This is a genomic window from Cognataquiflexum nitidum, assembly GCF_022538055.1.
Taxonomy (GTDB): Bacteria; Bacteroidota; Bacteroidia; order Cytophagales; family Cyclobacteriaceae; genus Cognataquiflexum; species Cognataquiflexum nitidum.
Window position 1 is genome coordinate 57,388 of the sequence record NZ_JAKZAM010000004.1, and the last position, 25,446, is coordinate 82,833.

The window sequence follows — 25,446 nt, forward strand, 5'->3', positions numbered from 1 at the left end:
TTAATTCTCCACAATGTCAGATCCTTCGACTCTTGGGGTCTGTCCGCCTCTAAGGACAGAGTTGCCAAATTGCCTTTCTCTTTGATCAATCGGTTCCGGTTTGAGCCAATCCATCTCATCCATCTGTCCACTTTGGGAATAGGCTGTCAACGCATTTTGGTAGCAAGTCATGCGGATATGTTCTTCAGGAATTCCCATTTTGCGCATCAAAGCGGCTGTTTTTGGAACCGCCAAAGGATCGCTGATGCCCCAATCTGCGGCACTGTCTACAATAATCCTTTCGGGACCATAATGCTTTACAATCTCGGCCATCCGCTCACTTCCCATTTTGGTGTGTGGATAAATGGTAAATGCTGCCCAATAACCCCTGTCCAAAACCTCTTTGACGGTTTCTTCATTGTTGTGGTCGACGATGACCATGCTTGGTGGTAGGCCGTGTTCTTCACTGACATCCATGCTGCGGTAAGTTCCTTTTTTCTTATCCCTATGTGGGGTATGGATCAAAACCGGAAGATTCACTTCCTTTGCCAGTTCAAGTTGAAGGCGGTAAAAACGGTCCTCTGCTTCAGTTTGGTCATCGTAGCCGATTTCTCCGATGGCGACAACACCTTCTTTGCCTACATACAATGGCAACAATTCCATTACTTCTTCGGCCAAAGGCACATTATTGGCTTCTTTGGAATTCAGCCCCATGGTACAATAGTGGACGATGCCGAATTGCTTGGCGCGGAACCGCTCCCAACCAACCAAGGTGCTGAAATAATCTTTGAAGCTTCCTACCTCAGTTCGTGGCTGACCCAACCAAAAAGCCGGTTCGATGATCGCCACGATACCTGCTTTGCGCATGGCTTCGTAGTCGTCAGTAGTCCTGGAAACAACATGAATATGGGGATCTATAAACATTTCCATTGTGTGATATTTTTATGTGAGCAACCTAAACGATTTTCTTTTTAATTCAAAAACTAACTTGATTATTGGTCAATGGTTCGCTTTGCGTCATCCTGAAGGAGGTACGACTGAAGGATCTGATTTTTTTGTTGAGACCCTTCTCCAATTGGATGATTACCAATGACAGGAATATAAGGGCCTTCATTTTGAGCATAGTGAAAGTTTTATAGAATGATGAGATTCTTCACCTCCGCAAGCTCCGGTTCAGAATGACGGTCCTTCATCGTTAACTCATTTCTGTTCACTTTTTTTACCATGATGAAACACTCAAAATGACAAAAAGATTAGCCTTACATATTCTATTTCGGCAGCGTTTCCTGAAATTCCTTTCCGATGGATTCCCAAGTAATTCCGCCTGTTTCGATAGCTTCTTTGATGACATTGTTTTCGTCAAGCAGGTTCCTTGCTTTGTCAAAGCTGCTTTTACTGCAAGCCAATAGTGCTGCCTTTTCCTGAAGCGGGTCTCCGGTCTGTAACACTTTCTCTATATCCTTTATATTTTCTTCATTGATAAATGGTCCGACAAAACGCCAAAGTTCAGGCATTACATTACGGCCTGCTGCCCATCTTTCATGAGCAAAGTCGATCAGGATATTGGCAAGTTGTGGATTGGCCCTCTCATCCGCTCCTTCGATTTGATATAATGGGCGAAGCAGGAAAATGGCTTTAATCACCATCTGATTCCAAGCCCTTTCATCAAAATTGGCTGCAGGGTATGGATTGTTTAGTGCAATGGCATCAAAGATTGAACTGATATTGGTTCTGAGACCTTCGATGGCCCTTTCCTTCATTTCTTTTTGGAATGGCATCAAAGGAATGGCGGCATAAAGCGATTGCTGTTCGTGCATGTCGCCGGTTTCAAACAGTTTATTCATCGCCGTCACCCAAGAGGTCGGGTCTCTTTCTTCAAAGTGAAGCAAAAGGTAAGCTCTTGCGGTCTGAAGTTGGTCCCAAGTATCGGGACGGAAACCTTGAAGCAAGGCATTTGCCTCAATTTTTTGGATATCAGAAAGTCTCAAAAGGTATTTTTTGAAATACCTTGATGCCTGGCCAAAAGCCATATAGAACTTCAAGTAAGAAGATTCATTTTGGATTTTTTCCTTTTGAAGCAAGAGCCATTCAATGGATTTTGGATCTGATTCTTGTTTTAACAGTTCAAAAAGAAAGGCTTTGGCTTTATCTAAATCTATAATTTTGTCCATGGTTTAGACTGTTATTTGGGTCAAATAAATCAGCATTTTAAAGTTAATGGTTTTTTTGAAAATATGGACGAGATCGATTTTGAAGGGGAAATTGTGACTTTGTTCTGTTTGCAAAAATTTGATTTGTTCTCTCTATGACCACCCCGGCGAAACAGTTGAGATTTTCATATTTATTTGATACAAATAACTTGAAATGAATGTTTGCAATTTAAGTTAAAAGTCTTGAAATTAACGATAGAATTAATGAGATATGAAACTGAGGGTAATTTTATTTTCTGCTTTGTGTTTTTGGGTGGCATCATGCTCTAATTTCCCAGAGCCTTCTCCTCAAAACTATGAACTGTTTGTAGGCGACAGCGACAGCTATCCAAAGTTCTCCCCTGACGGGGAATGGATCGCTTATTACCATTTTGATGCAGGGAGCCCCAAAAACCCTGATTATCCCACCGGACTGTATATCATTGACAGGAATGGACAGAACCGGAAACTGGTTCTGGAAGGAATTCACCTAAATCCTGCCTGGTCCCCGGACGGACAGTGGCTTGTATTTTCCTCATCAGGGCTTATTCAAAAATGTAAAAGTAACGGAGATAATTTGAGTTCGCTCAAATCTATGGAGTCAGGAGTGTATTTTTTTCCTGATTTTTACCCCGATGGGAATTTTTTAGTCTTTGACAGAATGGTTAATGTGGAAGGGAGTTTCAAAAAAGTTAATAGTGACCTATTATCGGAAATTCAATTTTTTTTTCCTGAAATTTCTACCGGTAGGGATCCAGAATTTTCACCTGATGGAAATTTTTTGACCTACATGAAAGGTTCTAGAGAATGGCCTCATTTTGAGATTTTTAGTTTAGAACTTAAAAGCGGAAAAGAAACTAGACTTACCATTTCAAACATGGACGACAAATCTCCAACATGGTCTCCTGATGGAAAAAAAATCGCTTGGTCCAGCAATGTGCAGATCCATACTATGGATGCAGACGGTAAGGATCAAAAACCTCTCGTGTTTGGCGTTTACCCCTCCTGGTCGGTAAAAAATGAAATTGTTTATAGCCATGCCAATGCTGACTATACAAAAGAAGTATTGTATATCATCGGGACTGATGGAAAGGACCGTAGGCAAATTACCTATTGATTTATCTTTGTAATATGAAAAGAACTTTACCCTATTTTATTGTCGGTAGTTTTGCATTGGTTGTTTATGTTTTGGTTTTTTCTGTTAAAAAACCAAGCTCCAAAATCCAATTGGCTAAAGAAGAGGCTGTACTTATCCAACTCGAAAATGGCATATTGTCCGAAGAGTTTTATGATAATGGACTCTAAGAACTTAATAACAATGAATTAAAACGTCTACTCCTTGATTTCGGCATAGTCTCCATAAAATCAGTATTTAAACATAGATATGATGAAAATGGGGTGATCTTACCTGAAATCAAGAGCTCTGAAAAATTGCTTATGAGGAATTGGTATGTAATCCAACCCTTAGAAAAGTATAATGCCGATTTATTGGTAGAAAAACTTATGGACTGCGAAAAAATAATAGTCGCAATGGTCAACAGACCTTTGAGACTGGAATTTGATGCGGTTCCCAACGATACCAATTATGGAGTGCAATGGCATCTCAACAACCCCTCCCAACCGCAGTTTGACATACGGGCCCAAGGTGCATGGGATATCAATAAAGGCAGGAATGATGTGATCATTGCAGTGCTTGACGGCGGGGTTGATTACAACCATCCTGACCTTGACCCAGGAGATCGGAGCAGAGTGATAGCGGGAATAGACACTGGAGACGGGGACAATGATCCATTGGACAACTTACCTATAAGCCCAGATAGTTATTCCGGTCATGGGACAAAGATAGCCGGTGTTATCGGAGCAAGAACAAACAATTCATTGCAAGTATCGGGTATCATGTGGAATTGTAAAATAATGCCTATTAAAATGGTAAGAAGTGGAGGTGTCAGGATTCCTCATATCGTCAACTGGGACTGGAGTACAGCTGCCTTTCCCTCCGATGTGGCCGCAGCACTGGATTATGCAGTAAACAACAATACAAATGTAATAAATCTTAGTTATAGTTTTCCTGATCTGGGTTTTCCCATCAATGAAATTGCACTTAGAATCCCACTTTTAGCTCAAGCCATTGACAATGCTTACCGTAACAATATAGTAATCACGGCATCGATGGGCAATGCTTTTCAAACCAACAATGGTATCAGATATCCTGCCGGGTTCGATGAGCAGGTGATTGCTGTTGGGGCCACTACACAGAATGGAACAAAAGCAAGTTTTTCAAATACGGGTCCGCATATCAATTTAAGTGCTCCAGGCCTTCAAATCCTAACTACTGATAGAGGTGGCGGAACGGCAAGTCCAAGCGGAACTTCTTTTTCTGCACCTATAGTGGCCGGAGCGGCGGGTCTAGTTATCTCCCATGGAAAGGACAGGGGTTTTAATTTAACAAACGATGATGTCCGAAATATCCTCCAACTAACCGCAAACGGGGATGCAGGGCCAATCCCTGGATTTGATAATGATACAGGCCATGGGATTGTAAATGCGCAGGCTGCCCTGCAACTAATAAACCAACCAAATACAGTAGTGCAAAAAACTTTAACAGGTGGTACTGCTGTGCTGCACCAAGCCATGAGCCAGTGGGTTTTGACAAGTGGTAGATGGGGGATTGCCGCCGGAACTTATTTTCAAGTAGACAGATATAAAATTACCAGACATGTAACCTTCGATATTCCTTTCTGTTCAGTACCAAAAGTATGGATGAGAGATAGGCAGAGCAGGTCTCTGAGTTATGCAAATCCAAATTCAGGAAGACCTTTTTCCATCATTTCAAACATTTCGAAGGAAGGCTTTGATGTGGAATATGTAACATATTATGTCCGAACCAATGCATCAGGGCAAACAATAAATAAATGGATACCAGAAGCTCCCGCGCAAACCCAGTTTGCATATACCGCAGTAGGTCAGTTAAACCCCGCAGGCTCAGCAGGTCCGATTTCCGGTGCCGACATTGCTTGTTCAGCTTCATCTTATACGATAGCAGGTTTTCCGGCCGGGGCAAGTGTCTCTTGGTCCGCCTCCCCATCAGGAATAGCAACGATATCGGGATCCGGTCAAACCATTACCCTTTCTCCGGTTTCAAATGGACAAATAACGTTAACTGCTGTAATAACAGGTTCTTGTGGCCCTGCACCTTCCATTTCTAAAAATATTCAGGTTGGTCCCATAAATTCATCACAAGTTTCTTTAATTGGGCAGTCTGCTGTTTGTCCTGCCAACCAATATACTTATCAGGCGGTAGTTCCGGGAGGACATAAGCCAGGATATATCTACCAATGGACTTACCCATCGGGCTGGAATGTCCAAAGCCAATCAGGCCCCAACATCACATTTTACGTGCCCAGCAATCCCAACTATGGAACAGTAAGGTTCCGAGTCAATAATGGATGCGGATTTTCAGAATACAGTGGCATTACGGTATTTCCAGGCTATAATTGCAGTGCCTTTCCTTATTCCGTTAATGTCTATCCAAATCCTGCCATTGACCAATTTAAGTTTGAAATACAGCAACCGAAAAATTATAGGGATTTCATGGAAAGAGGAGCGGAGGAAAAGTTTGAGGTAGAATTTTATGACCAGAATGGTAATATGGTTTCATCGTTTGAGACTTTTAAATGGGAAGAAACCCTTAATTTGAGTAAGTTGGGTTCTGGTTTTTATTTTCTACAAATAAAATATAGAAATTCCGTTTTTAAAAGGCAGATTGAAATAGCAAAATGATTATAGATCATGAAGTATTTATCAAAAAATTTAAACCAATAAATCCTACGGAAGAAAAAAAATATGAATGGTGTTTGAACAGAAGTAGCGGTTAACGGTAAATCTTAAATATGTCAGTTTAATAGTTTTGTTCAAAATGAAGCGTTTGGATTGATCATAAGACTTTTGAAAGTGAAGAAAATATGATTTAAATCATCTGACTATTTTACCAAAATTTCAATTTTTCAAGTTGGCTATTTAAGATTGGTTATTTGCCCAATTCCAAACAACGGCAGGTTGATCAGCCATTCCTCTTTTCTAAAATCTGACATGGAGGTCCTTAGGGCAAATTTTGGGTTGAACTTTTCATAAAAAAGTTTCAGACTTTTTGCTTTCAAATTCTCCTCGGCTTTAACTTCAATAGGTATAATATTTCCTTTTGACTGGATCAGAAAATCAGTTTCTGCCGTTGCATTGTCTGCAGTCCAATAATAGCACAGGATATTTTTTGCAACCAATTGTTGCAATACATATTGTTCTGTTATCGCACCCTTAAATTCCTCAAATAGCCTGTTGCCTTCCAGTATCGTTTTGACATCAAGATCCACCATAGCACCAAGCAGCCCGACATCAAGACAAAACAATTTGAAGGCATTGAAATCTTCGTAAGCTTTTAAAGGAATCCCCGCTTTGGAGACGCGGTTGACTTTGTGGACGAGTCCACAATCAATCAGCCAAGCCAAAGCAAGTTCATAATCCTTGGCCCTTGCGCCTTGCTTGATCATTCCATAAATGAATTTTTTATTTTCTTTGGCAAGTTGGGCAGGAATAGAATTCCAAAGCATCCTTATTCTGGGAACAATCTCATTTGGAGCATGTTTTGAAAAATCCTGCACATAAGAATCCAAGATCCTCTGTTGGATCGTCCTTACCTCGCTAAAGTCTGGTTTGGTAGAAAAATTCAGTACCGCTTCAGGCATTCCTCCTATGAAATAATACTGCTTGAGCAATTGGATAAATTTCGGTTTGAAAACCTTTATCATTTCCCAATCTGCCTTTTGAAGCAAAAATAAAAGACCTGATTCTCCCATTGCCTCCAAAAATTCCTCAAAATCCAAGGGATATAAATCTAGGAATTCCACTTTTCCTACGGGAAAAGAACTGTGCTGATGCATGGAAATTCCCAATAGCGAACCTGCAGAAACGATATGGTATTGAGGTGCATTTTCTTGGAAATATTTTAAAGATGTAAGTGCTCCGACGGATTCTTGGATTTCATCAAACACGATCAAAGTTTCGGAATTGATGGAAATTCCTGTTTCAATTTGAATCGCCAAAATGATTCTGTCGATATCATAATCTTGTTGGAAGATATTTTTGAGGGTTTTATTATTCTCAAAATTGATATAGGCAACCTGACTGTATTGTGTATTGCCAAATTCCTTCATGAGCCATGTTTTACCTACCTGCCTAGCACCTCTTATTACAAGAGGTTTTCTGGATTTGGAATTTTTCCATGCCAATAAACGGTCTGTCAGGTTTCTCTTCATTTTGGAATCACACTTTTTCAAAGGAAAGAATGCTTAAATTTACACTTTTCCAAAGGAATAAATGTGATTTCACACACTTTTTCAAAGGAAAAAATGTGATTTACTACACTTTTCCTAAGGAAATCCAATTTTGGGGATGAATTTTGACTTTGGATAAGTCAAATTTACCTTCCTCCGGGAGGACAATATTTCTTCAGATAGTCAGTATACAGTGTAGAAAGGTGGAGGAAGGTTCCTTGTCCTTCGGAGATACTGTGTGACCTGTTGGGGTAGGGCATGACCTGAAATTGCTTGTTGTGCTTGATCAGCTCATTGATGAGCATGTCGGCGTTTTGGTAATGGACATTGTCATCGGCAGTTCCATGGATGTAGAGCAAGTTCCCCTTCAGGTTTTTGGCATGGGATAGCGGTGAACCGTTTACAAAGTCTTCCAGATTTTCTTGTGGCAATCCCATATACCTTTCCTGGTAAATGTTATCATAAGTGAGCTGATTGGCCACGGCAGCGATGGAAATACCTGTTTTGTAAATTTCAGGATATTGGAACATCAGGTTAAGCGTCGCACTACCTCCACCGCTCCAACCCCAAACAGCGATCCTTTCGGGATCCACAAATGACCATTTTAGGATTTCCTTTGCACCCAATGCTTGGTCGCGGATATTGATGTCACCGATTTTTCTGTAAATGGATTTGCGCCACTCCCTGCCTTTTGGTGCGGGAGTTCCGCGGTTGTCAAGAGAGATATAGATATACCCGTCTTGTCTCATGTCACCTTTATAGAGCCCGTTTCTGGAGGAACCGAATCCGTCGGCGACCGTCGCACCCCAAGGTTCGGAATAAACATAAAATACCACCGGATACTTTTTGGATGGATCAAAGTTCGCAGGTTTTACCATCCAACCGTCCATTTCGACGCCTTCTTCCGTTGTGATTTTAAAAAACTCTGTTGTCTTTTCTACTTGCGCAGCTACGAAGTTGGCAGCGATGCTTTCTTTTTCATTCAAAGCCTGATGCTTTGGCAGGCTGACCATTTCACCCAAAGGTCTTGTGTAGTGGTTTGAAAAACGGTGTTGCGCAAATTTTGCTGTTGGAGAAAGGTTGTAGCTGTGCGTTCCCGGAAATCCTTCAGGAGTGACCATTTCCAATTTGCCTTTGCCATCCAATCGGCTGCGGTAAAGGTATTTTTGTGTTGCATTCTCAGGGGAGGCGATGAAATAGACAAAACCGTTTTTTTCATCATAGGCCTTCATAGAAATCACATCATAATTTCCCGGCGTGACCAAAAGCTCTTTTTTCCCATCTGTGCTGATTCTGTACAGTTGCTTCCAACCACCTTTTTCACTTGGCCAAAGAAATTCTTTGCCACCGGCAAGCCAATGTACCGGATGTTTGAAGTCGATATCATACGTATCGTCACCCGGGCTCATGACATCTACCCAAGCAGGGTCAGTTTCGGTATGAATAAGCGTGGCTTTTCCTGTTGCTGCATCGCAACGCAGGATTTTGCTTTCGTTTTGTTTTCGGTTCAGCTGCTGAACAAGAAATTCATTGGTACCGGGAATAAACTCCAACCTCACGAGATAATGTTGTCTTGGATCACCTTCAATATCCATCCATTTGGTGCTGGTACTAGCAATATCAATCACCCCGATCCGAGCTGCGGAAGGACTTTCACCGACTTTTGGATACTCTACAGGAATTATTCTGGAATATACCGAATCGGTATTGTTGATCATGTAATAATCCCTTGTCCCCTCGGCATCCAATTGCCAAAATGCAATTGACTTGCTGTCCGGACTCCAACGGAAACCGTCACGGCAAGCAAATTCCTCCTCATATACCCAATCAAAAGTTCCGTTGATGAATTTCCTGTTTCCGTCTTTGGTAAGCGCTGTGATGATCTGGGTCGCCAGATCTTCCAAGTAGATATTATATTCGCTGACATAGGCTACTTTGGTGCCGTCAGGGGATATTTTAGCAAACATCAGTGATGATTCAGGCCTTGATTTGCCTAATTGCTTGAGGCTATTGTTATTCAAGTCCAAAACCCAATAATCCCCGCGGGTATTGATTCTCCATACCTGTTTGGAATTGGTGAAAATAAGCAACTTGGTATTGTCATCTGAGAACGCATACAAGTCCAATTCAAGCGGGTCACTTTTTCCGGAGGGAGTCAGTTGTTGTTTGCTGACGAGCACTTTCCTGTCGTTTGCCGGTAAGGTGTATTGGACTATCTCGTTTTGTTCGATGCTGAAATAAGCACTACCATCATTTGACCATTTGATATCGCCTTGTTGGGCTTGGGCATAGGAAATGAAAAGACAAACAAATAAAACCAAGAACAGCTTCAGGGAATGATGGGGTTTCATAGGGATTGGTTAAATTTTAAAAGAAATGGATATGGCAGATTTTTAGATTTCAAAGTATTTCATTTTTACAGAAGCGTTTTTAAAACACATGCTGCACCAATAATCTCCTTCGATCAACAAGCTTTTGGTATACCAAGTATTAGTGTCGCTTGGCAATTTAGCAAAATCTTGGAGTGTATTCAATTCATTTAGGTTATCCATCAACCCTGTTCCTTCAGCTTTTAAAATGGATTCTTTGATCGTCCATATTTTGAAGAATTGATTGATAGGTTGTATTGATTTTTCAATAAAATCAATTTCATCAGGATGAAATGACATTTCAAATATAGATCGATAGTCAAAATCAGGATTAATTCTCTCTACATCAATGCCACAGGGATCACCCGAAAAGGCAAAAACAAGCCAATCACCTGAATGCGAGGTATTGAAATGAATCTTTTCTTGATTCCTGATTTTTGGTTTGTTGAATTCATTCAACTCAAACTCCACTGACTCGGGTTCATAACCGAGGTAGTATCCACAAAGGATTTTTTTCATAACGGAACTGGCAAGAAAACTGTATTTGTCCTGTTCTCTCGCAAATCTTTCTGATTTTTTTAACTCTTCGCCTGTTAATAATCCTGCATGCGGCAGGATTTTCTCCAAGTTATTAGCTATCCCAATCCGGATTATATGAAGCTCATCCAATAGCGGAGAGGCTACGAATTTTTTCCAAACGGGATTGGTTTCTTGCCAATCAATGGATTTATTGAGGATCATGAATCCGATTTTTCATCAAGGACTTTTTGGATTTTTTCGGCTATTTCTTTCAAAATTTCAGTTTTTTTGAGAATAATGTCATGGTGTCCGCCAATATTTATCACCTTGACTTTTTCAACAAATGAGGTCCATCCATAAAATTTTGGTTCTTCGATATAAGTTTCCATAATTTTTGCCCGTAATAAATATAAGGTGCCATAAAAATGAGGGACTAATTTATATTTATTTAATAAATAGGTATTATTTTTTGAAACTTTATTGAGGTAGTTTGTTGGTTTGTTCACTAATCGTGGATTAAACTTTGATTTAATAATGGAAAATATCAAATCCATTTTTCATAAAAGATATCCTTTTTTCCTTCTTAAATATGCCCCAGGTTCATTTAAAAAAAAGTTTACTTTAGCTAGGATAATATTTAAGATAAGGTTAATTTTTTCAAATGGTGAATGTTTTTCTTGGTAATCGAACGCAGCTGTATCAAATAGAATAAGTTTATTGACTTTTTTCCCCATTGATTGAAGCTGTTTGGCCATTTCATAAGCCACAATCCCCCCATAGCAATAGCCTGATAGATTATAAGGGCCATCCGGATTTTTTTCAACCATAAGTGAAATATAGTACTCAGCCATTCCTTCAAGAGATATGTCAGTTGCCTCCTTCCCATCCAGACCTTTTGGCTGAAAGCCATAAATGGGCTGTTCGGTGTCAATGAATTTTGCTAAATATAATAAATAGATGCCGAGGAACCCCCACCATGAACCATATATAATGGCGGTTTGCTTCTTGAGGTTTTTACATCTAATAATGAATTCAAACCTACCTGATTTTGGTTGATGTTCTCAATTGCATTGGCGAGTTCCGCTATACTCGGGTATTTGAATATCAGGTTAATGGTAAGTTTTAATCCACTTTCTTTTTCCAAAGCTGACATTACTTTTACCGCCAGCAGGGAATGTCCCCCAAGGGCAAAGAAGTCATCGTGGATGCCTATCCGGTCCAAACCGAGGATTCTCTGCCAGATCGCGGCAAGCTGTTTTTCCTGCTCATTCCTTGGTTCTGTATATCCGGCGGTCACCATATCCCCGATTCCGACATCGGGCAGTGCTTTTCTGTCGGTTTTGCCGCTGAGTGTGAGGGGTAGTTTTTCGAGCTTTACCCATAGAGCCGGCACCATGTATTCAGGTAATTTTGACCTGAGGAATGCACTGACGGATTCTTTGTCGAAAGTCCCGTCGCAGATGACATATCCCACGAGTCTTTTGTCACCCTGTCCGTTTTCTCTTGCCATGACTACCGCCTGCTTTACATTGGGATGGAGTACCAAGACGGATTCGATTTCACCGAGCTCGATGCGGTATCCCCTGATTTTGACTTGATCGTCCATCCTGCCCAGATACTCTAAATTACCGTCCCCTCGCCATCTGCCCAAGTCTCCAGTTCTGTATAATCGTTCCTCAGGCCTGTAGGGGTTTTCTATAAATTTCTCCCTGGTGAGCTCTTCCCGGTTTAGATATCCCCTTGCCAAACCTACTCCGCCTATGCAAATCTCCCCGACAGTACCATAAGGAACGAGGTGGTGGGTGGGATTTAAGACGTAAAGCGCTGTGTTGTCAATCGGTTTGCCTATTGGAATGCTCAGTTCCTCAGCTGTCTCACAGGCATAGTAACTCACATCTATGCTCGCTTCCGTAGGACCATAGAGATTCATTAGACTTACAGCCGGAAGCAATTCTTTGAACCTCTTTAACTGTTCTGCTTTTAAGGCTTCTCCACTGGTATATACCTGCTTTAGACTGCTTAGCTTCAAAATGTTTTCTGTTGAGCTGCCCAAAAATTCTAAAAAGGCTTCAAGCATACTTGGAACAAAATGTAACACCGTAACCTGTGCGGCTTCTATTGTCGAAACAATCTTTTCGGGTTGTTTCTCTCCCCCAGGTTCCAACATACTCACAGAGGCCCCCTGCAGGGACCACCAAATCAGCTCCCATACCGATACATCGAAAGTAAAAGTGGTCTTTTGCAGGATACAATCTTTTTCTGTCAAAGCATAAGACTTCTGCATCCAAGCCAATCTGTTGACCAGGCCCCTATGCTCCAGCATACAGCCTTTGGGTTTACCCGTTGAACCTGAGGTGTAAATCACGTACATCAGGTTCTCGGGACTTATCCGGGTTACAGGATTTGTGTTTGGATAGTTGCGTTCATTTATGGCTTTCCTGAATTCTTCCAGTTCAGCCTGATTGATAACTAATTTCAACCTCGCATCTTCTTTGATAAAATCCTTTCGCTGGTCAGGAAACTCAGGATCTATCGGTACATAGGCACCACCGGATTTGATGATCGCCAATATGCCTATCACCATCCACTCACTGCGCTCCAATTCTATTCCTATCAGATCATCGGTCTGAATATTGTATCTTTCAATCAGATAATGTGCAAACTGGTTCGACCGTTCATTCAGCTCTTTGTAGCTTAGCTCTTTATCCCTGAACAATAATGCCACTGCATCGGGAGTTTTATTCACCTGTTGCTCAAATAAGTCCACGATTGTCTTCTCGTGGGGGTATTCCGCTTCCGTAGCATTTAAAGTTTCTAACAGAAGTGTTCTTTCCTCAGTAGGAATAATGTTTAAGAGATCAAGGTTTTGTGAAGGTTGGGCACGAATGGATTCAAGAAATGTCACAAAATGGGATACCATCCTATTTATGGTTTTAGAGCAATAGAAATCCTTGTCAAAGGTGATACGGCCTTCAATTTTTTCTTCATTTTCTACAAAGCAGAACAGTAAATTTGAAATAAAATCCTCAAGGTTTACTTTTGAGATCAGATTTTCGATACTGAGATCTTGTTTTTTTTGATAGTCGAAAATGACGGGGAAAAGTAACCTCAAATCCTTTTCATTCTTTTTTCCTAATAAGGAAATTAGCTGATCAACAGAGATTCGATTATTGGAATTGGCTTCAGCTAAATCGATCTCTAATTTTTGAACAAACTCATCAAAATTTTGGCTGCTATCTATTTTGGAACGAATGGGAAGAAAATCCAAAAAGAAGGCTTTTTCATTCTCCGAGTTTGGATTCTCAATTACTGTTTCCTTGAAGTTGGTGCCAATACAAAAATCATTTTGACTGCTGTATCTATAAAGTAAGACCTTTAAAGCTGCCAACAGGACTAAAGGATGTGAGGGCTTTGATTCGGAAAAGTGGGAAACAATATTGTCAAGAAGAGACCTGTCTATCAGGAAATTGATGGTATTGATTTCTGTTCTATCGGTCAGAGACCTCGAATGATCCTTGGGCAGTTGTAAATCTTCGATTCCTTCAAGCTTTTTAATCCAATAATCTTTGATTAAAAAGGGAGACTCCGTCGCTGATTGGGTGATTTGCGATTTTGTTAATAGCATGATTTATTTTTATTTGTCACTAAAAACGTTTCAAATCTTTATTCGAAACTACTATTCGTTTGTAGGTAATATAAGCGTTTTCGATATCCGAGCCAATTTTTATGATTCCTTTTGATAAAGCATTCCTTTTTTACCTAGAATCCAATCAATGTTTTTTGGACAACTTAAGTCTAATTGAATGAATTTCATCTGACAGTGGAATTGAACAATTTCCAGTCCGGTGTGATCTCCTTCCATTCAATTTGAATATTTAACTTCATGATGAGGAGTTTATTTTCTAAATTCTGACTCTTAATTTTAATTTCAAAATTTTGGAAATTCCCATGGAGTTCTGTTTGTTGGTGTAATCAATCCATTGGCTTTTTTACTGTTTGTGAACATTTGTTTTTTGTCATCCCAATCCAAAATCGGCTCATTTGTCCTTCCTGAGATATTGGGTATGTGGGCATACAATGCAGCAATTCTGCCTGTTTCGGGTGGACAAATAGGAGTCTCTCTGGATTTAATGCAATCAATGAAATTTTTGACATGCAGGTTATGGGATTCACTTCCTTCGGTAAATAGGAACGCTTCGGCCTTTGCCTCTTTTTTGTCAGAGTCCCATTCAGGATATACCTGAAAAGATTTTCTGTCAGCTACAATTGTGGCATTTTCACCGATGAAAGCGATGCCATAAGATTTCCCATATGGCCCTTGCTGGATCCCTGCAGTCATATCCCAGTTGATTGTAAATTCTTCATTGGCGTAGATGACTGACATAGTATCAAACGTTTCCCTGCTTCTGACATCAGTTGAAGAGTTGACTGCCGTGGTTATTACTCTCAAAGGGGCTTTAGGATTTTGCATTGCCCAAATGCCCATATCCAAAAGGTGTACGCCCCAATCAGTCATCAAACCTCCACCATAATCCCAAAAATGTCTCCAACTTCCATGAAAGCGGGTTGGATTAAAGGGGCGCTTCGGCGCAGGTCCAAGCCAAAAATCGTAATCCACACCTGAAGGAGCAAGACTGTCACCGGCCGGAATGGCACCTGTTCCATAATTGAAATTGGACCAAATATTTACTTTTCGGATTTTTCCAATATCTCCGTTTTTAATCATTCGGACAGGCTCGCTAAAGGAATAGCCACTCCTTTGCTGTTGACCAACTTGAACAACACGCTTGTAATAGGCAGCCGCCTCAACCATGATACTGGATTCCCCGATTGAATTTGCTAAAGGCTTTTCGACATAGACATCTTTTCCTGCAGCACATGCGGCAACCATAATGAGACAATGCCAATGGTCCGGAGTGCCAATTATGACAGCATCTATATCTTTTTGCTCCAAAACCTTCCTGAAATCTTTGAATGGTTTTGGGTCCTGTCCAAAAGTTTCTTTGACTTCTTTGATTCTCTTAGAAAGAACATTTTCATCCACATCACAAATCGCCACACAATTCACTCCCGGCATATTCAGATGGTGCCTCAAAATACTGAATCCATGACCATTGCAACCAATCAGAGCCACGTTGACTTGGTCACTTGGTCTCACCGTTTTTGCCCAAACTTTAGATGGTATGAAGCTGAATAAGCCAATACCTACTGTGGTAGTAAGAGTTTTCTCAATAAATTTTCTTCTCGTCGGTTTCATAAATTGTTTTTCAGTATTCTAAAAGAGGGAGAGATTTATTCTTCTAAGTTGGATTACTGATCTGTTGAAAGCGATGGTTTTTATACAGGATCATGAACCGGGTTTTTCATCAAGGACCTTTTGGATTTTTTCAGCCATTTCTTTTAAAATCTCAGGTTTGTGAAAGAGGTTGTCATGGTGGCCCGAAACATGGACAACATTGACCTTTTCTACAAAAGGAACCCATCCGTAATATTTTGGCTCTTCAACATAAAACCCCTGGGTTTTTGCGCGGAATAAAACCATCGGGCCATGGTAAGGAACCAATTTATAGCTCCTTAAGATATCGGCATTATTTTTTGCGACTCTATTCAGGACGCTTCTCGAATCGTCCAAAAATTTCGGATCAGGTTTCAACTTCATTTTTACTAAAAGTTTGTCCCTTTTTCTTTTGTATGACCTTGTTTTCTTTTCCAAATAACCCTGTGGTTCATGCAAAACAAAGTTGATCTCGTTAAGAATTATTTTTGATCTGAGTTTTAATTTATCAAAAGCAGAAAGTTTCTCGTAGGAGTCCAAAGATGATGTGTCAAACAAAATAAGCTTCCCGACTTTTCTCCCCATAGCATGAAGTTGTTGGGCCATTTCATAAGCGACATAGCCGCCAAAGGAATAGCCGGATATATTGTATGGGCCGTATGGATTCTGATCGATCATCAGGGAAATATAATATGAGGCCATTTCTTCAAGTGAGCTGTTAGGAACTTCTTTCCCATCTAACCCTTTGGGCTGAAAACCATAAATAGGTTGGTCGTCTTCAATATATTTCGCTAGACTATAATAGATAGAAACCGCCGAACCTACTCCATGTACGATATATAATGGAGGTTTAGAACCACTTGGTTTGATCGCCACGAGGGAATTCCAACCTGCCTGATTTTGATTGCTATTTTCAATTGCCTTTGCGAAAGCAAAAATGTTAGGAAATTTGAATATCAGGTTAATGGGAATTTTTGAACCAATTTCTTTTTCCAAGGCAGATATTACTTTTACAGAAAGTAAGGAATTTCCCCCAAGAGCGAAGAAGTCATCATGTATACCTACCCTTTCCCAACTGAGGATTCTTTGCCAGATGACAGCAAGTTTTTTTTCCAGTTCAGAACGTGGTTCGATATAATCGGGTGTAACCATATCTCCAATACTTAAATCAGGAAGAGCCTTTCTGTCTATCTTTCCATTGCTGGTTAGTGGCAATTTCTCCAACTTTACATAAAAGTTCGGCACCATATATTGTGGCAGCTTTTCCATTAAGTAGGCCTTCATCTCCTCAGCCGTAGCCATTCCTGTGCTATAGGCTATCAGCTCTTTGTCTGTTGTGTTTTTTAGCAATCTGGCGAGCACTACCCCTTGTTCCACTTTTAGGTGGCTTGTCAATACCTGTTCAATCTCTCCCAATTCTATCCTGTTCCCCCTAATCTTTACTTGGTCATCCATCCTACCCAAATACTCCAAATTACGGTCCTTGCCCCACTTACCTAAGTCTCCTGTTCTATACAACCGCTTCCCCGGCTTGTATGGATTCTCTATAAATTTCTCTTTGGTAAGATCATCTCTGTTTAGATAACCTCTTGCTATGCCAACACCTCCTAAGCAGATTTCTCCAACAACACCATAAGGAACCAAGTGTTGGGAAGAGTCTAAGAGATATATTTCTGTATTTTGTATAGGTGTGCCTATGTAAGGCTCATTGTCAACACCTATCTCTTTTACTATACATCCAACAGTTGCTTCTGTCGGGCCGTATTCATTGTATATTCTGCTACCCTCATTTTTACGCAAATATTCGATTAGTTCCTTGGTTAATGCTTCACCTCCTAATACAAATACCTTGCTCCTAGCTTCTCGCAGCGTTTGCTCCTCTATAAGTTTAATGTGTGCGGGGGTTAATTTTATCCATCCATTCTCAGGATTTAAAACTATCTCTTTTAACTGTCTTGATAAATCCTCGAATTGATTATGTACGTGTAGTGCCTTCCCTTGTGTCAGTGCACCGAATAAAGAAGTTATTGTAAAATCAAAGGATAAACTGCTGAACAAATCGACTTTACTATAACTAATGTCTCTACTGTATTCGGATGTCCAATCCAAGTAATTATTCACCCCTCCATAATTCAATACACATCCCTTTGGATTACCCGTTGAACCAGAGGTATAAATCACATATATTACATCAGTTAACTTTATCGTTACATTGGGTCTATCTATTGAATACAAAGTATCTTGTAATTTAAATGCATCCCATTCTTCTTCATCAATTAATAATTTACAACCGCTGTCCTGTTTAATAAAGGCAATGCGCTCTTTCGGATAGTCAATATCAATAGGCACATACGCGGCTCCAGTTTTTAAAACTCCCAAAACGCTCAAAACCATTCTAGCACTGCGTTCTAACCTTATCCCTACTAAATCCCCATTCACCACTCCGTGTTTTTCAATCAGATAATGTGCAAACTGGTTCGACCGTTCATTCAGCTCTTTGTAGCTTAGCTTATCATCCCTGAACAATAATGCCGTTGCATCAGGAGTTTTATTCACCTGTTCCTCAAATAAGTCCACGATTGTCTTATCTTGGGGGTATTCAGCTTCTGTAGCATTTAAAGTTTCTAACAGAAGTGTTCTTTCCTCAGTAGGAATAATGTTTAAGAGATCAAGGTTTAAAGATGGATTTTCAACGATTGATTTCAGGAGAAGGATAAAGTGGCTTACGAAACGTTCCATTGTTTCAGGCCTATACAGGTCTGTATTGTATTCTACAATTCCTGCAATGCCCTTTTCCATTTCTGTGAGTTCGAAAGTCAGGTCAAACTTCGAAGTGAAATTCTCGTAAGTCTCATCCGACACCAAGACATCATCCAGACGGACCTCATTTTTGGGAACATTCTGCAAAACGAATAAAACCTGGAATACAGGATTTCTGCTCAGGTCTCTTTTTTGTCTAAGTGATTCCACCACCATTTCAAAGGGGATTTGTTGGAATTCGAAAGACTCCAGCGTAGTGGTCCGGATATCTTTAAGAAGTTCTGTAAAGGTCATGTCTCCCCTTAGATTGGATCGAAGAGCCAAGGTGTTGACAAAAAACCCAATGAGATCATCCGTTTCTTCGCTTTCTCTACCTGCCACAGGTGTGCCAACGCAGATATCCTCCTGACCACTATACCGATAAAGAAGTGTTTTGAATGCTGCCAGCAATGTCATAAAAAGAGTTGTCTGATGACTTTGTCCCAATTCCTTCAGTTGGGATACCACGGAATCATCGATTGAAAAACGGTAACTATTCCCGTTATTACTCTGAATCGGCGGCCTTGCAAAATCGGTAGGAAGCTGAAGTGGAGCGACGTTCTGGAGTTTGGCTTTCCAGAAGTCAATCTTGGGCTGTATTGAATCACTGTTCAGGAAATTTCTTTGCCATATGGCATAATCAATATATTGGAGTGGCAGGGGAGAAAGCGGTATTGGTTTTCCGTTTGTGATTGCCTGATAGCATTCGGTGAGTTCTTTTCTCAAGATATTGACAGACCATCCATCAGAGGCTATGTGGTGCATGGTGATCACCAGACAATAATCTCCTTGGGCTTTGGTGATCAGACAGGCCCTCATCATGTGGTCATGGGCGAGGTCAAAGGGTATCCTGATCAGTCTTGTGATTTCATTTTTGAGGAGTTCAGGATCAGGCAATTCCATCCTGTCCAGCCTCCAGAGACCTTTGCCGAGAACGGTTTGGCAATCGTTCCCGTCTTTCTCGGTGATGACGGTTCTGAGGACTTCATGGCGGTTGACAATGGTTTTCAGTACTTCTTCCAAGGCACGGATATCGAGCTTTCCCCGGATGTTATGGATCAGCGGAATGTGATACTGTATACTTCCTTCCAACTGATGGATAAACCAAAGACTTTGTTGATTGTAAGATAGTGGGATGGTTTCAGGCCTCGCCACAACCATTGGTACTTGGTTGGAGAGGACATTGTCTCTGGAAATCAGGATTAGGGCAAGCTGAGCCACAGTAGGAGCAGAGAAGAAGTCCAGAATGCTGATTTCGGAACCCAGTTCTTTCCTGATTGATGCAACGGCACGCATTGCTAGCAAGGAATGTCCACCTAATGCAAAGAAATCATCGTGGATGCCTATCCGATCCAAACCGAGGATTCTCTGCCAGAGGGCTGCAAGCTGTTTTTCCTGCTCATTCCTTGGTTCTGTATATCCGGCGGTCACCATATCCCCGATTCCGACATCGGGCAGTGCTTTTCTGTCGGTTTTGCCGCTGAGTGTGAGGGGTAGTTTTTCGAGCTTTACCCATAGAGCCGGCACCATGTATTCAGGTAATTTTGACCTGAGGAATGCACTGACGGATTCTTTGTCGAAAGTCCCGTCGCAGATGACATATCCCACGAGTCTTTTGTCACCCTGTCCGTTTTCTCTTGCCATGACTACCGCCTGCTTTACATTGGGATGGAGTACCAAGACGGATTCGATTTCACCGAGCTCGATGCGGTATCCCCTGATTTTGACTTGATCGTCCATCCTGCCCAGATACTCTAAATTACCGTCCCCTCGCCATCTGCCCAAGTCTCCAGTTCTGTATAATCGTTCCTCAGGCCTGTAGGGGTTTTCTATAAATTTCTCCCTGGTGAGCTCTTCCCGGTTTAGATATCCCCTTGCCAAACCTACTCCGCCTATGCAAATCTCCCCGACAGTACCATAAGGAACGAGGTGGTGGGTGGGATTTAAGACGTAAAGCGCTGTGTTGTCAATCGGTTTGCCTATTGGAATGCTCAGTTCCTCAGCTGTCTCACAGGCATAGTAACTCACATCTATGCTCGCTTCCGTAGGACCATAGAGATTCATTAGACTTACAGCCGGAAGCAATTCTTTGAACCTCTTTAACTGTTCTGCTTTTAAGGCTTCTCCACTGGTATATACCTGCTTTAGACTGCTTAGCTTCAAAATGTTTTCTGTTGAGCTGCCCAAAAATTCTAAAAAGGCTTCAAGCATACTTGGAACAAAATGTAACACCGTAACCTGTGCGGCTTCTATTGTCGAAACAATCTTTTCGGGTTGTTTCTCTCCCCCAGGTTCCAACATACTCACAGAGGCCCCCTGCAGGGACCACCAAATCAGCTCCCATACCGATACATCGAAAGTAAAAGTGGTCTTTTGCAGGATACAATCTTTTTCTGTCAAAGCATAAGACTTCTGCATCCAAGCCAATCTGTTGACCAGGCCCCTATGCTCCAGCATACAGCCTTTGGGTTTACCCGTTGAACCTGAGGTGTAAATCACGTACATCAGGTTCTCGGGACTTATCCGGGTTACAGGATTTGTGTTTGGATAGTTGCGTTCATTTATGGCTTTCCTGAATTCTTCCAGTTCAGCCTGATTGATAACTAATTTCAACCTCGCATCTTCTTTGATAAAATCCTTTCGCTGGTCAGGAAACTCAGGATCTATCGGTACATAGGCACCACCGGATTTGATGATCGCCAATATGCCTATCACCATCCACTCACTGCGCTCCAATTCTATTCCTATCAGATCATCGGTCTGAATATTGTATCTTTCAATCAGATAATGTGCAAACTGGTTCGACCGTTCATTCAGCTCTTTGTAGCTTAGCTCTTTATCCCTGAACAATAATGCCACTGCATCGGGAGTTTTATTCACCTGTTGCTCAAATAAGTCCACGATTGTCTTCTCGTGGGGGTATTCCGCTTCCGTAGCATTTAAAGTTTCTAACAGAAGTGTTCTTTCCTCAGTAGGAATAATGTTTATGAGATCAAGGTTTAAAGATGGATTTTCAACGATTGATTTCAGGAGAAGGATAAAGTGGCTTACGAAACGTTCCATTGTTTCAGGCCTATACAGGTCTGTATTGTATTCTACAATTCCTGCAATGCCCTTTTCCATTTCTGTGAGTTCGAAAGTCAGGTCAAACTTCGAAGTGAAATTCTCGTAAGTCTCATCCGACACCAAGACATCATCCAGACGGACCTCATTTTTGGGAACATTCTGCAAAACGAATAAAACCTGGAATACAGGATTTCTGCTCAGGTCTCTTTTTTGTCTAAGTGATTCCACCACCATTTCAAAGGGGATTTGTTGGAATTCGAAAGACTCCAGCGTAGTGGTCCGGATATCTTTAAGAAGTTCTGTAAAGGTCATGTCTCCCCTTAGATTGGATCGAAGAGCCAAGGTGTTGACAAAAAACCCAATGAGATCATCCGTTTCTTCGCTTTCTCTACCTGCCACAGGTGTGCCAACGCAGATATCCTCCTGACCACTATACCGATAAAGAAGTGTTTTGAATGCTGCCAGCAATGTCATAAAAAGAGTTGTCTGATGACTTTGTCCCAATTCCTTCAGTTGGGATACCACGGAATCATCGATTGAAAAACGGTAACTATTCCCGTTATTACTCTGAATCGGCGGCCTTGCAAAATCGGTAGGAAGCTGAAGCGGAGCGACGTTCTGGAGTTTGGCTTTCCAGAAGTCGATTTTACTCTGGATTGCATCACTGTTGAGGAAATTTCTTTGCCAAATAGCATAGTCAATGTACTGAATGGGCAGAGGGGGCAGTGAACCCTGTATTCCGTTGAAGATGGACTGATAGCATTCGGTGAGTTCCTTTTTCAGGATGTTTGCAGACCATCCGTCGGAGGAGATGTGGTGCATGGTGATCACCAGACAATAATCGCCTTTGGTTTTGGTGATCAAGCATGCCCTCATCATGTGGTCATGGGCGAGGTCGAAAGGTGTTCTTATCAGTTCGGAAATTTCATTGTCAAGTAGTTCCGGATCAGGTAAATCCCATCTGTCCAGCTTCCAGATATCTTTGCCGAGAACGGTTTGGTAATAATTGCCGTCTTTCTCTGTGATGACGGTTCTGAGGACTTCGTGGCGGTTGACAATGGTTTTAAGGGCTTCTTCCAGGGCTAGTATGTCGAGCTTCCCCTCGATTTCAAGGATCAGTGGAATATGGTATTGGATGCTTCCTTCGAGCTTATGAATGAACCAGAGGCTCTGCTGATTGTAGGAAAGGGGAATGTTTTCAGGCCTTGCCATGGGTTGCGGAGCAAAACTGGAGGCCTGGCCGCTTCGGGACTGGAGTATCAGGGCAAGCTGTTCAACCGTGGGTGCTGAGAACAGTTCACGGATCGAAAGTTCTGCCCCCAAATCTTTTCTGACTGTTGCGACGGTCCGCATCGCTAGCAGGGAATGTCCCCCAAGGGCAAAGAAGTCATCGTGGATGCCTATCCGGTCCAAACCGAGGATTCTCTGCCAGATCGCGGCAAGCTGTTTTTCGAGGTCATTTCTTGGTTTAGTATATTCGACATTCCCCATATCTGCGTAACCGACCTCGGGCAGTGCCTTTCTGTCGATTTTCCCGCTGAAGGTGAGGGGGAGTTTTTCGAGCTGAAGCCAAAGGGCGGGGACCATATATTCAGGAAGTTTTGACCTGAGGAATGCACTGACGGATTCTTTGTCGAAAGTCCCGTCGCAGACCACATATCCCACGAGTCTTTTGTCACCCTGTCCGTTTTCCTTTGCTATGACCACTGCCTGCCTCACTCCGTGGTGGAGGAGCAGGACGGATTCGATTTCGCCGAGCTCGATGCGGTATCCCCTGATTTTGACTTGATCGTCCATCCTGCCGAGGTATTCGATGTTTCCGTCGTGAAGCCACCTGGCAAGGTCACCTGTGCGGTACATCCTTCCACCGGACACGTTGCTGAAGGGATCGGGAAGGAATTTTTGGGAGGAAAGTTCAGGTCTGTTGAGGTAACCCCGTCCGACTCCTTTCCCCCCGATGCAGAGTTCACCCGGGATCCCGACAGGGTTTAGGATTCCATCTGAGGATAGGATGTAGATAGCAGTATTGTCAATGGGTTTCCCGATGGCAACCTTTTGGCCGATCTCCATTTTTTTAAAGGTTGACCAGATAGTTGTTTCGGTTGGACCATACATGTTCCAAAGTGTGCCTATTCCCACAAGAGTATTTTTCAATTCCTCACCGAGGGCTTCTCCACCGACGAGCATTTTGATATTTTGTGGATTTTTCCATCCTGAATTGAGTAACATCTGCCAACCCGAAGGCGTTGCCTGCATGTGCGTAGGACGGACTTCTTCCAGTTTTTTGGAAAGGCTGAAGCCATCCATGGCAATTTCCCTGCTTGCCAAGAATACCCTGCCACCATTGATAAGGGGAAGAAAAAGCTCAAGATAAAAGATGTCAAAACTAAAAGTAGTGACCGAGAGTAGACTTGAATTAGCATCGAATTCTACATTTTTCGACATACTTGCCAAGAAGTTTGCCACATTCTGGTGCTCTATCATTACACCTTTGGGCTTTCCTGTAGAACCTGAGGTATAGATGATGTAGGCAAGGTTATCGGGTAATAGTGAATTTAGGATTGCTTCTGACGGCATCCTCAGGATTGACTCCATTTCTTTGTCCACAACCACAAGGCTTATTTCACTACCGAAATTGTGTTCAGTTTTGGAAGAGCAAATGACAAAATCTGCCTTTGTATCTTGGACCATATAATCGATCCTATCTTTGGGTAATCCAGGATCGATGGGGACATAGGCCCCACCTGATTTGAGGATTCCAAAGATGCCTATTACCATCTCCAGAGACCGGTCTATACAGATCGGAACAAGGCTTTCAGGTTGGAGTCCGTTTCTGGTCAGATAATGAGCAAGGTGATTGGATTTGATATCCAGGTCCTTGTATGAAAGCTGTTCGCCTTCAAACTCAACTGCAATTGCATATGGCGTTTTGACGACTTGGCTTTCAAATAAATCTAAGATTGTTTTGCCTTTGGGTAGAGGGGAGAAAGTATCATTAAATGATTTCAGAAGTTGGAATTCTTCCTCTATGGGAATAATGTTTAAGAGACCAATGTTTTGGGAAGCTTGGGCATGAATGGATTCAAGAAGTTTGACAAGATGAGATACCATTCTATTTATGGTTTTAGAGCAATAGAACTCCTTGTCAAAGGTGATACGGCCTTCAATTTTTTCTTCATTTTCTACAAAGCCAAACAATAAAGTTGAATTAAAATTTTCAAGGTTTATTTTGGATGATTGGTTAAGGTCTTCTAAATCAGTATTTTTTTGATAATCCAAAATGACTGTAAAAAGTATGCTTAAATCCCTTTTGTTCTGTATTCCTAATGAAGTAATTAATTGATCAACAGAGATTTGATTGTAGGAATTGGCTTCAGCTAAATCGATCTCTAATTTTTGAACAAACTCATCAAAATTTTGGCTGCCATCTATTTTTGAACGAATGGGAAGAAAATCCAAAAAAGAGGTTTTTACAATCTCCGAGTTTGGATTCTCAATTACTGTTTCCTTGAAGTTGGTGCCAATACAAAAATCATTTTGACTGCTGTATCTATAAAGTAAGACCTTTAAAGCTGCCAACAGGACTAAAGGATGTGAGGGCTTTGATTCGGAAAAGTGGGAAACAATATTGTCAAGGAGAGACCTGTCTATCAGGAAATCGATGGTATTGATTTCTGTTCTATCGGTCAAAGACCTCGAATGATCCTTGGGCAGTTGTAACTCTTCGATGCCTTCAAGCTTTTTAATCCAATAATCACTGATTAATTGAGAGGAATTGGTCGCTGATTGGGTATTTGGCGATTTTGTTAATAGCATGATTTATTTATTTTGGGTTTTAAAAAAATGATTTTTAATTTCTATTTAAAGCTAGAATTCTAAAGTTAAGAAATAACCTTTTTTTAGAAAAAATCATTGGGCATCAA

At 41.4% G+C, this 25,446-nt stretch carries 13 protein-coding genes; 3 read left to right on the forward strand and 10 right to left on the reverse strand.

Translation table 11 applies throughout. The features are described from left to right. Positions 1–909 (reverse strand): TatD family hydrolase, encoded by a 909-nt coding sequence (locus MMU07_RS03650; RefSeq protein ID WP_113925701.1) that lies wholly within the window; start codon positions 907–909, stop codon positions 1–3. 338 nt (positions 910–1,247) lie between these two features. Next, complete coding sequence (locus MMU07_RS03655; RefSeq protein WP_241124484.1) at positions 1,248–2,150, reverse strand: EboA domain-containing protein; 903 nt, start codon at positions 2,148–2,150, stop codon at positions 1,248–1,250. A 250-nt stretch (positions 2,151–2,400) separates the two neighbouring features. Between MMU07_RS03655 and MMU07_RS03660 the strand changes: the two genes are divergently transcribed. The 3 genes from MMU07_RS03660 (at position 2,401) to MMU07_RS03670 (ending at position 5,948) form a co-directional block, all read left to right on the forward strand. After that, entirely contained in the window at positions 2,401–3,285 is an 885-nt protein-coding gene (locus MMU07_RS03660; protein ID WP_241124485.1) for a hypothetical protein, read from the forward strand. A 14-nt stretch (positions 3,286–3,299) separates the two neighbouring features. After that, positions 3,300–3,473, forward strand: a complete 174-nt coding sequence (locus MMU07_RS03665; RefSeq protein ID WP_241124486.1) for a hypothetical protein — start codon at positions 3,300–3,302, stop codon at positions 3,471–3,473. 132 nt (positions 3,474–3,605) lie between these two features. Continuing rightward, the gene (locus MMU07_RS03670; protein ID WP_241124487.1) at positions 3,606–5,948 is read left to right on the forward strand and encodes a S8 family serine peptidase; all 2,343 of its coding nucleotides are present in this window, start codon (positions 3,606–3,608) and stop codon (positions 5,946–5,948) included. A gap of 233 nt (positions 5,949–6,181) precedes the next feature. On the opposite strand, the gene MMU07_RS03675 is transcribed toward MMU07_RS03670, so the two are convergent. The 8 genes from MMU07_RS03675 to MMU07_RS03710 form a co-directional block, all read right to left on the reverse strand. After that, entirely contained in the window at positions 6,182–7,477 is a 1,296-nt protein-coding gene (locus tag MMU07_RS03675; protein WP_241124488.1) for an ATP-binding protein, read from the reverse strand. Positions 7,478–7,641: 164 nt separating this feature from the next. Further along, complete coding sequence (locus MMU07_RS03680) at positions 7,642–9,846, reverse strand: S9 family peptidase (RefSeq protein ID WP_241124489.1); 2,205 nt, start codon at positions 9,844–9,846, stop codon at positions 7,642–7,644. 42 nt (positions 9,847–9,888) lie between these two features. Then, positions 9,889–10,605, reverse strand: coding sequence for a 4'-phosphopantetheinyl transferase family protein (locus tag MMU07_RS03685; protein ID WP_241124490.1), 717 nt, complete (start codon positions 10,603–10,605; stop codon positions 9,889–9,891). Beyond that, entirely contained in the window at positions 10,602–10,889 is a 288-nt protein-coding gene (locus MMU07_RS03690) for a hypothetical protein (protein WP_241124491.1), read from the reverse strand. Before MMU07_RS03690 ends, MMU07_RS03685 begins: the two co-directional genes overlap by 4 nt. Positions 10,890–10,940: 51 nt before the next feature. Further along, positions 10,941–11,411 carry a thioesterase domain-containing protein gene (locus tag MMU07_RS03695; protein ID WP_336246166.1) on the reverse strand — a complete coding sequence of 157 codons (471 nt, stop codon included), beginning with the start codon at positions 11,409–11,411 and terminating at the stop codon, positions 10,941–10,943. Next, positions 11,324–14,008: a non-ribosomal peptide synthetase gene (locus tag MMU07_RS03700; protein WP_241124492.1), complete on the reverse strand. Its 2,685-nt coding sequence runs from the start codon at positions 14,006–14,008 to the stop codon at positions 11,324–11,326. Before MMU07_RS03700 ends, MMU07_RS03695 begins: the two co-directional genes overlap by 88 nt. A gap of 303 nt (positions 14,009–14,311) precedes the next feature. Further along, positions 14,312–15,640, reverse strand: coding sequence for a Gfo/Idh/MocA family protein (locus MMU07_RS03705; RefSeq protein ID WP_241124493.1), 1,329 nt, complete (start codon positions 15,638–15,640; stop codon positions 14,312–14,314). Between the two features lie 90 nt (positions 15,641–15,730). Beyond that, positions 15,731–25,339, reverse strand: a complete 9,609-nt coding sequence (locus MMU07_RS03710; protein WP_241124494.1) for a non-ribosomal peptide synthetase — start codon at positions 25,337–25,339, stop codon at positions 15,731–15,733. Positions 25,340–25,446 lie beyond the last annotated feature (107 nt).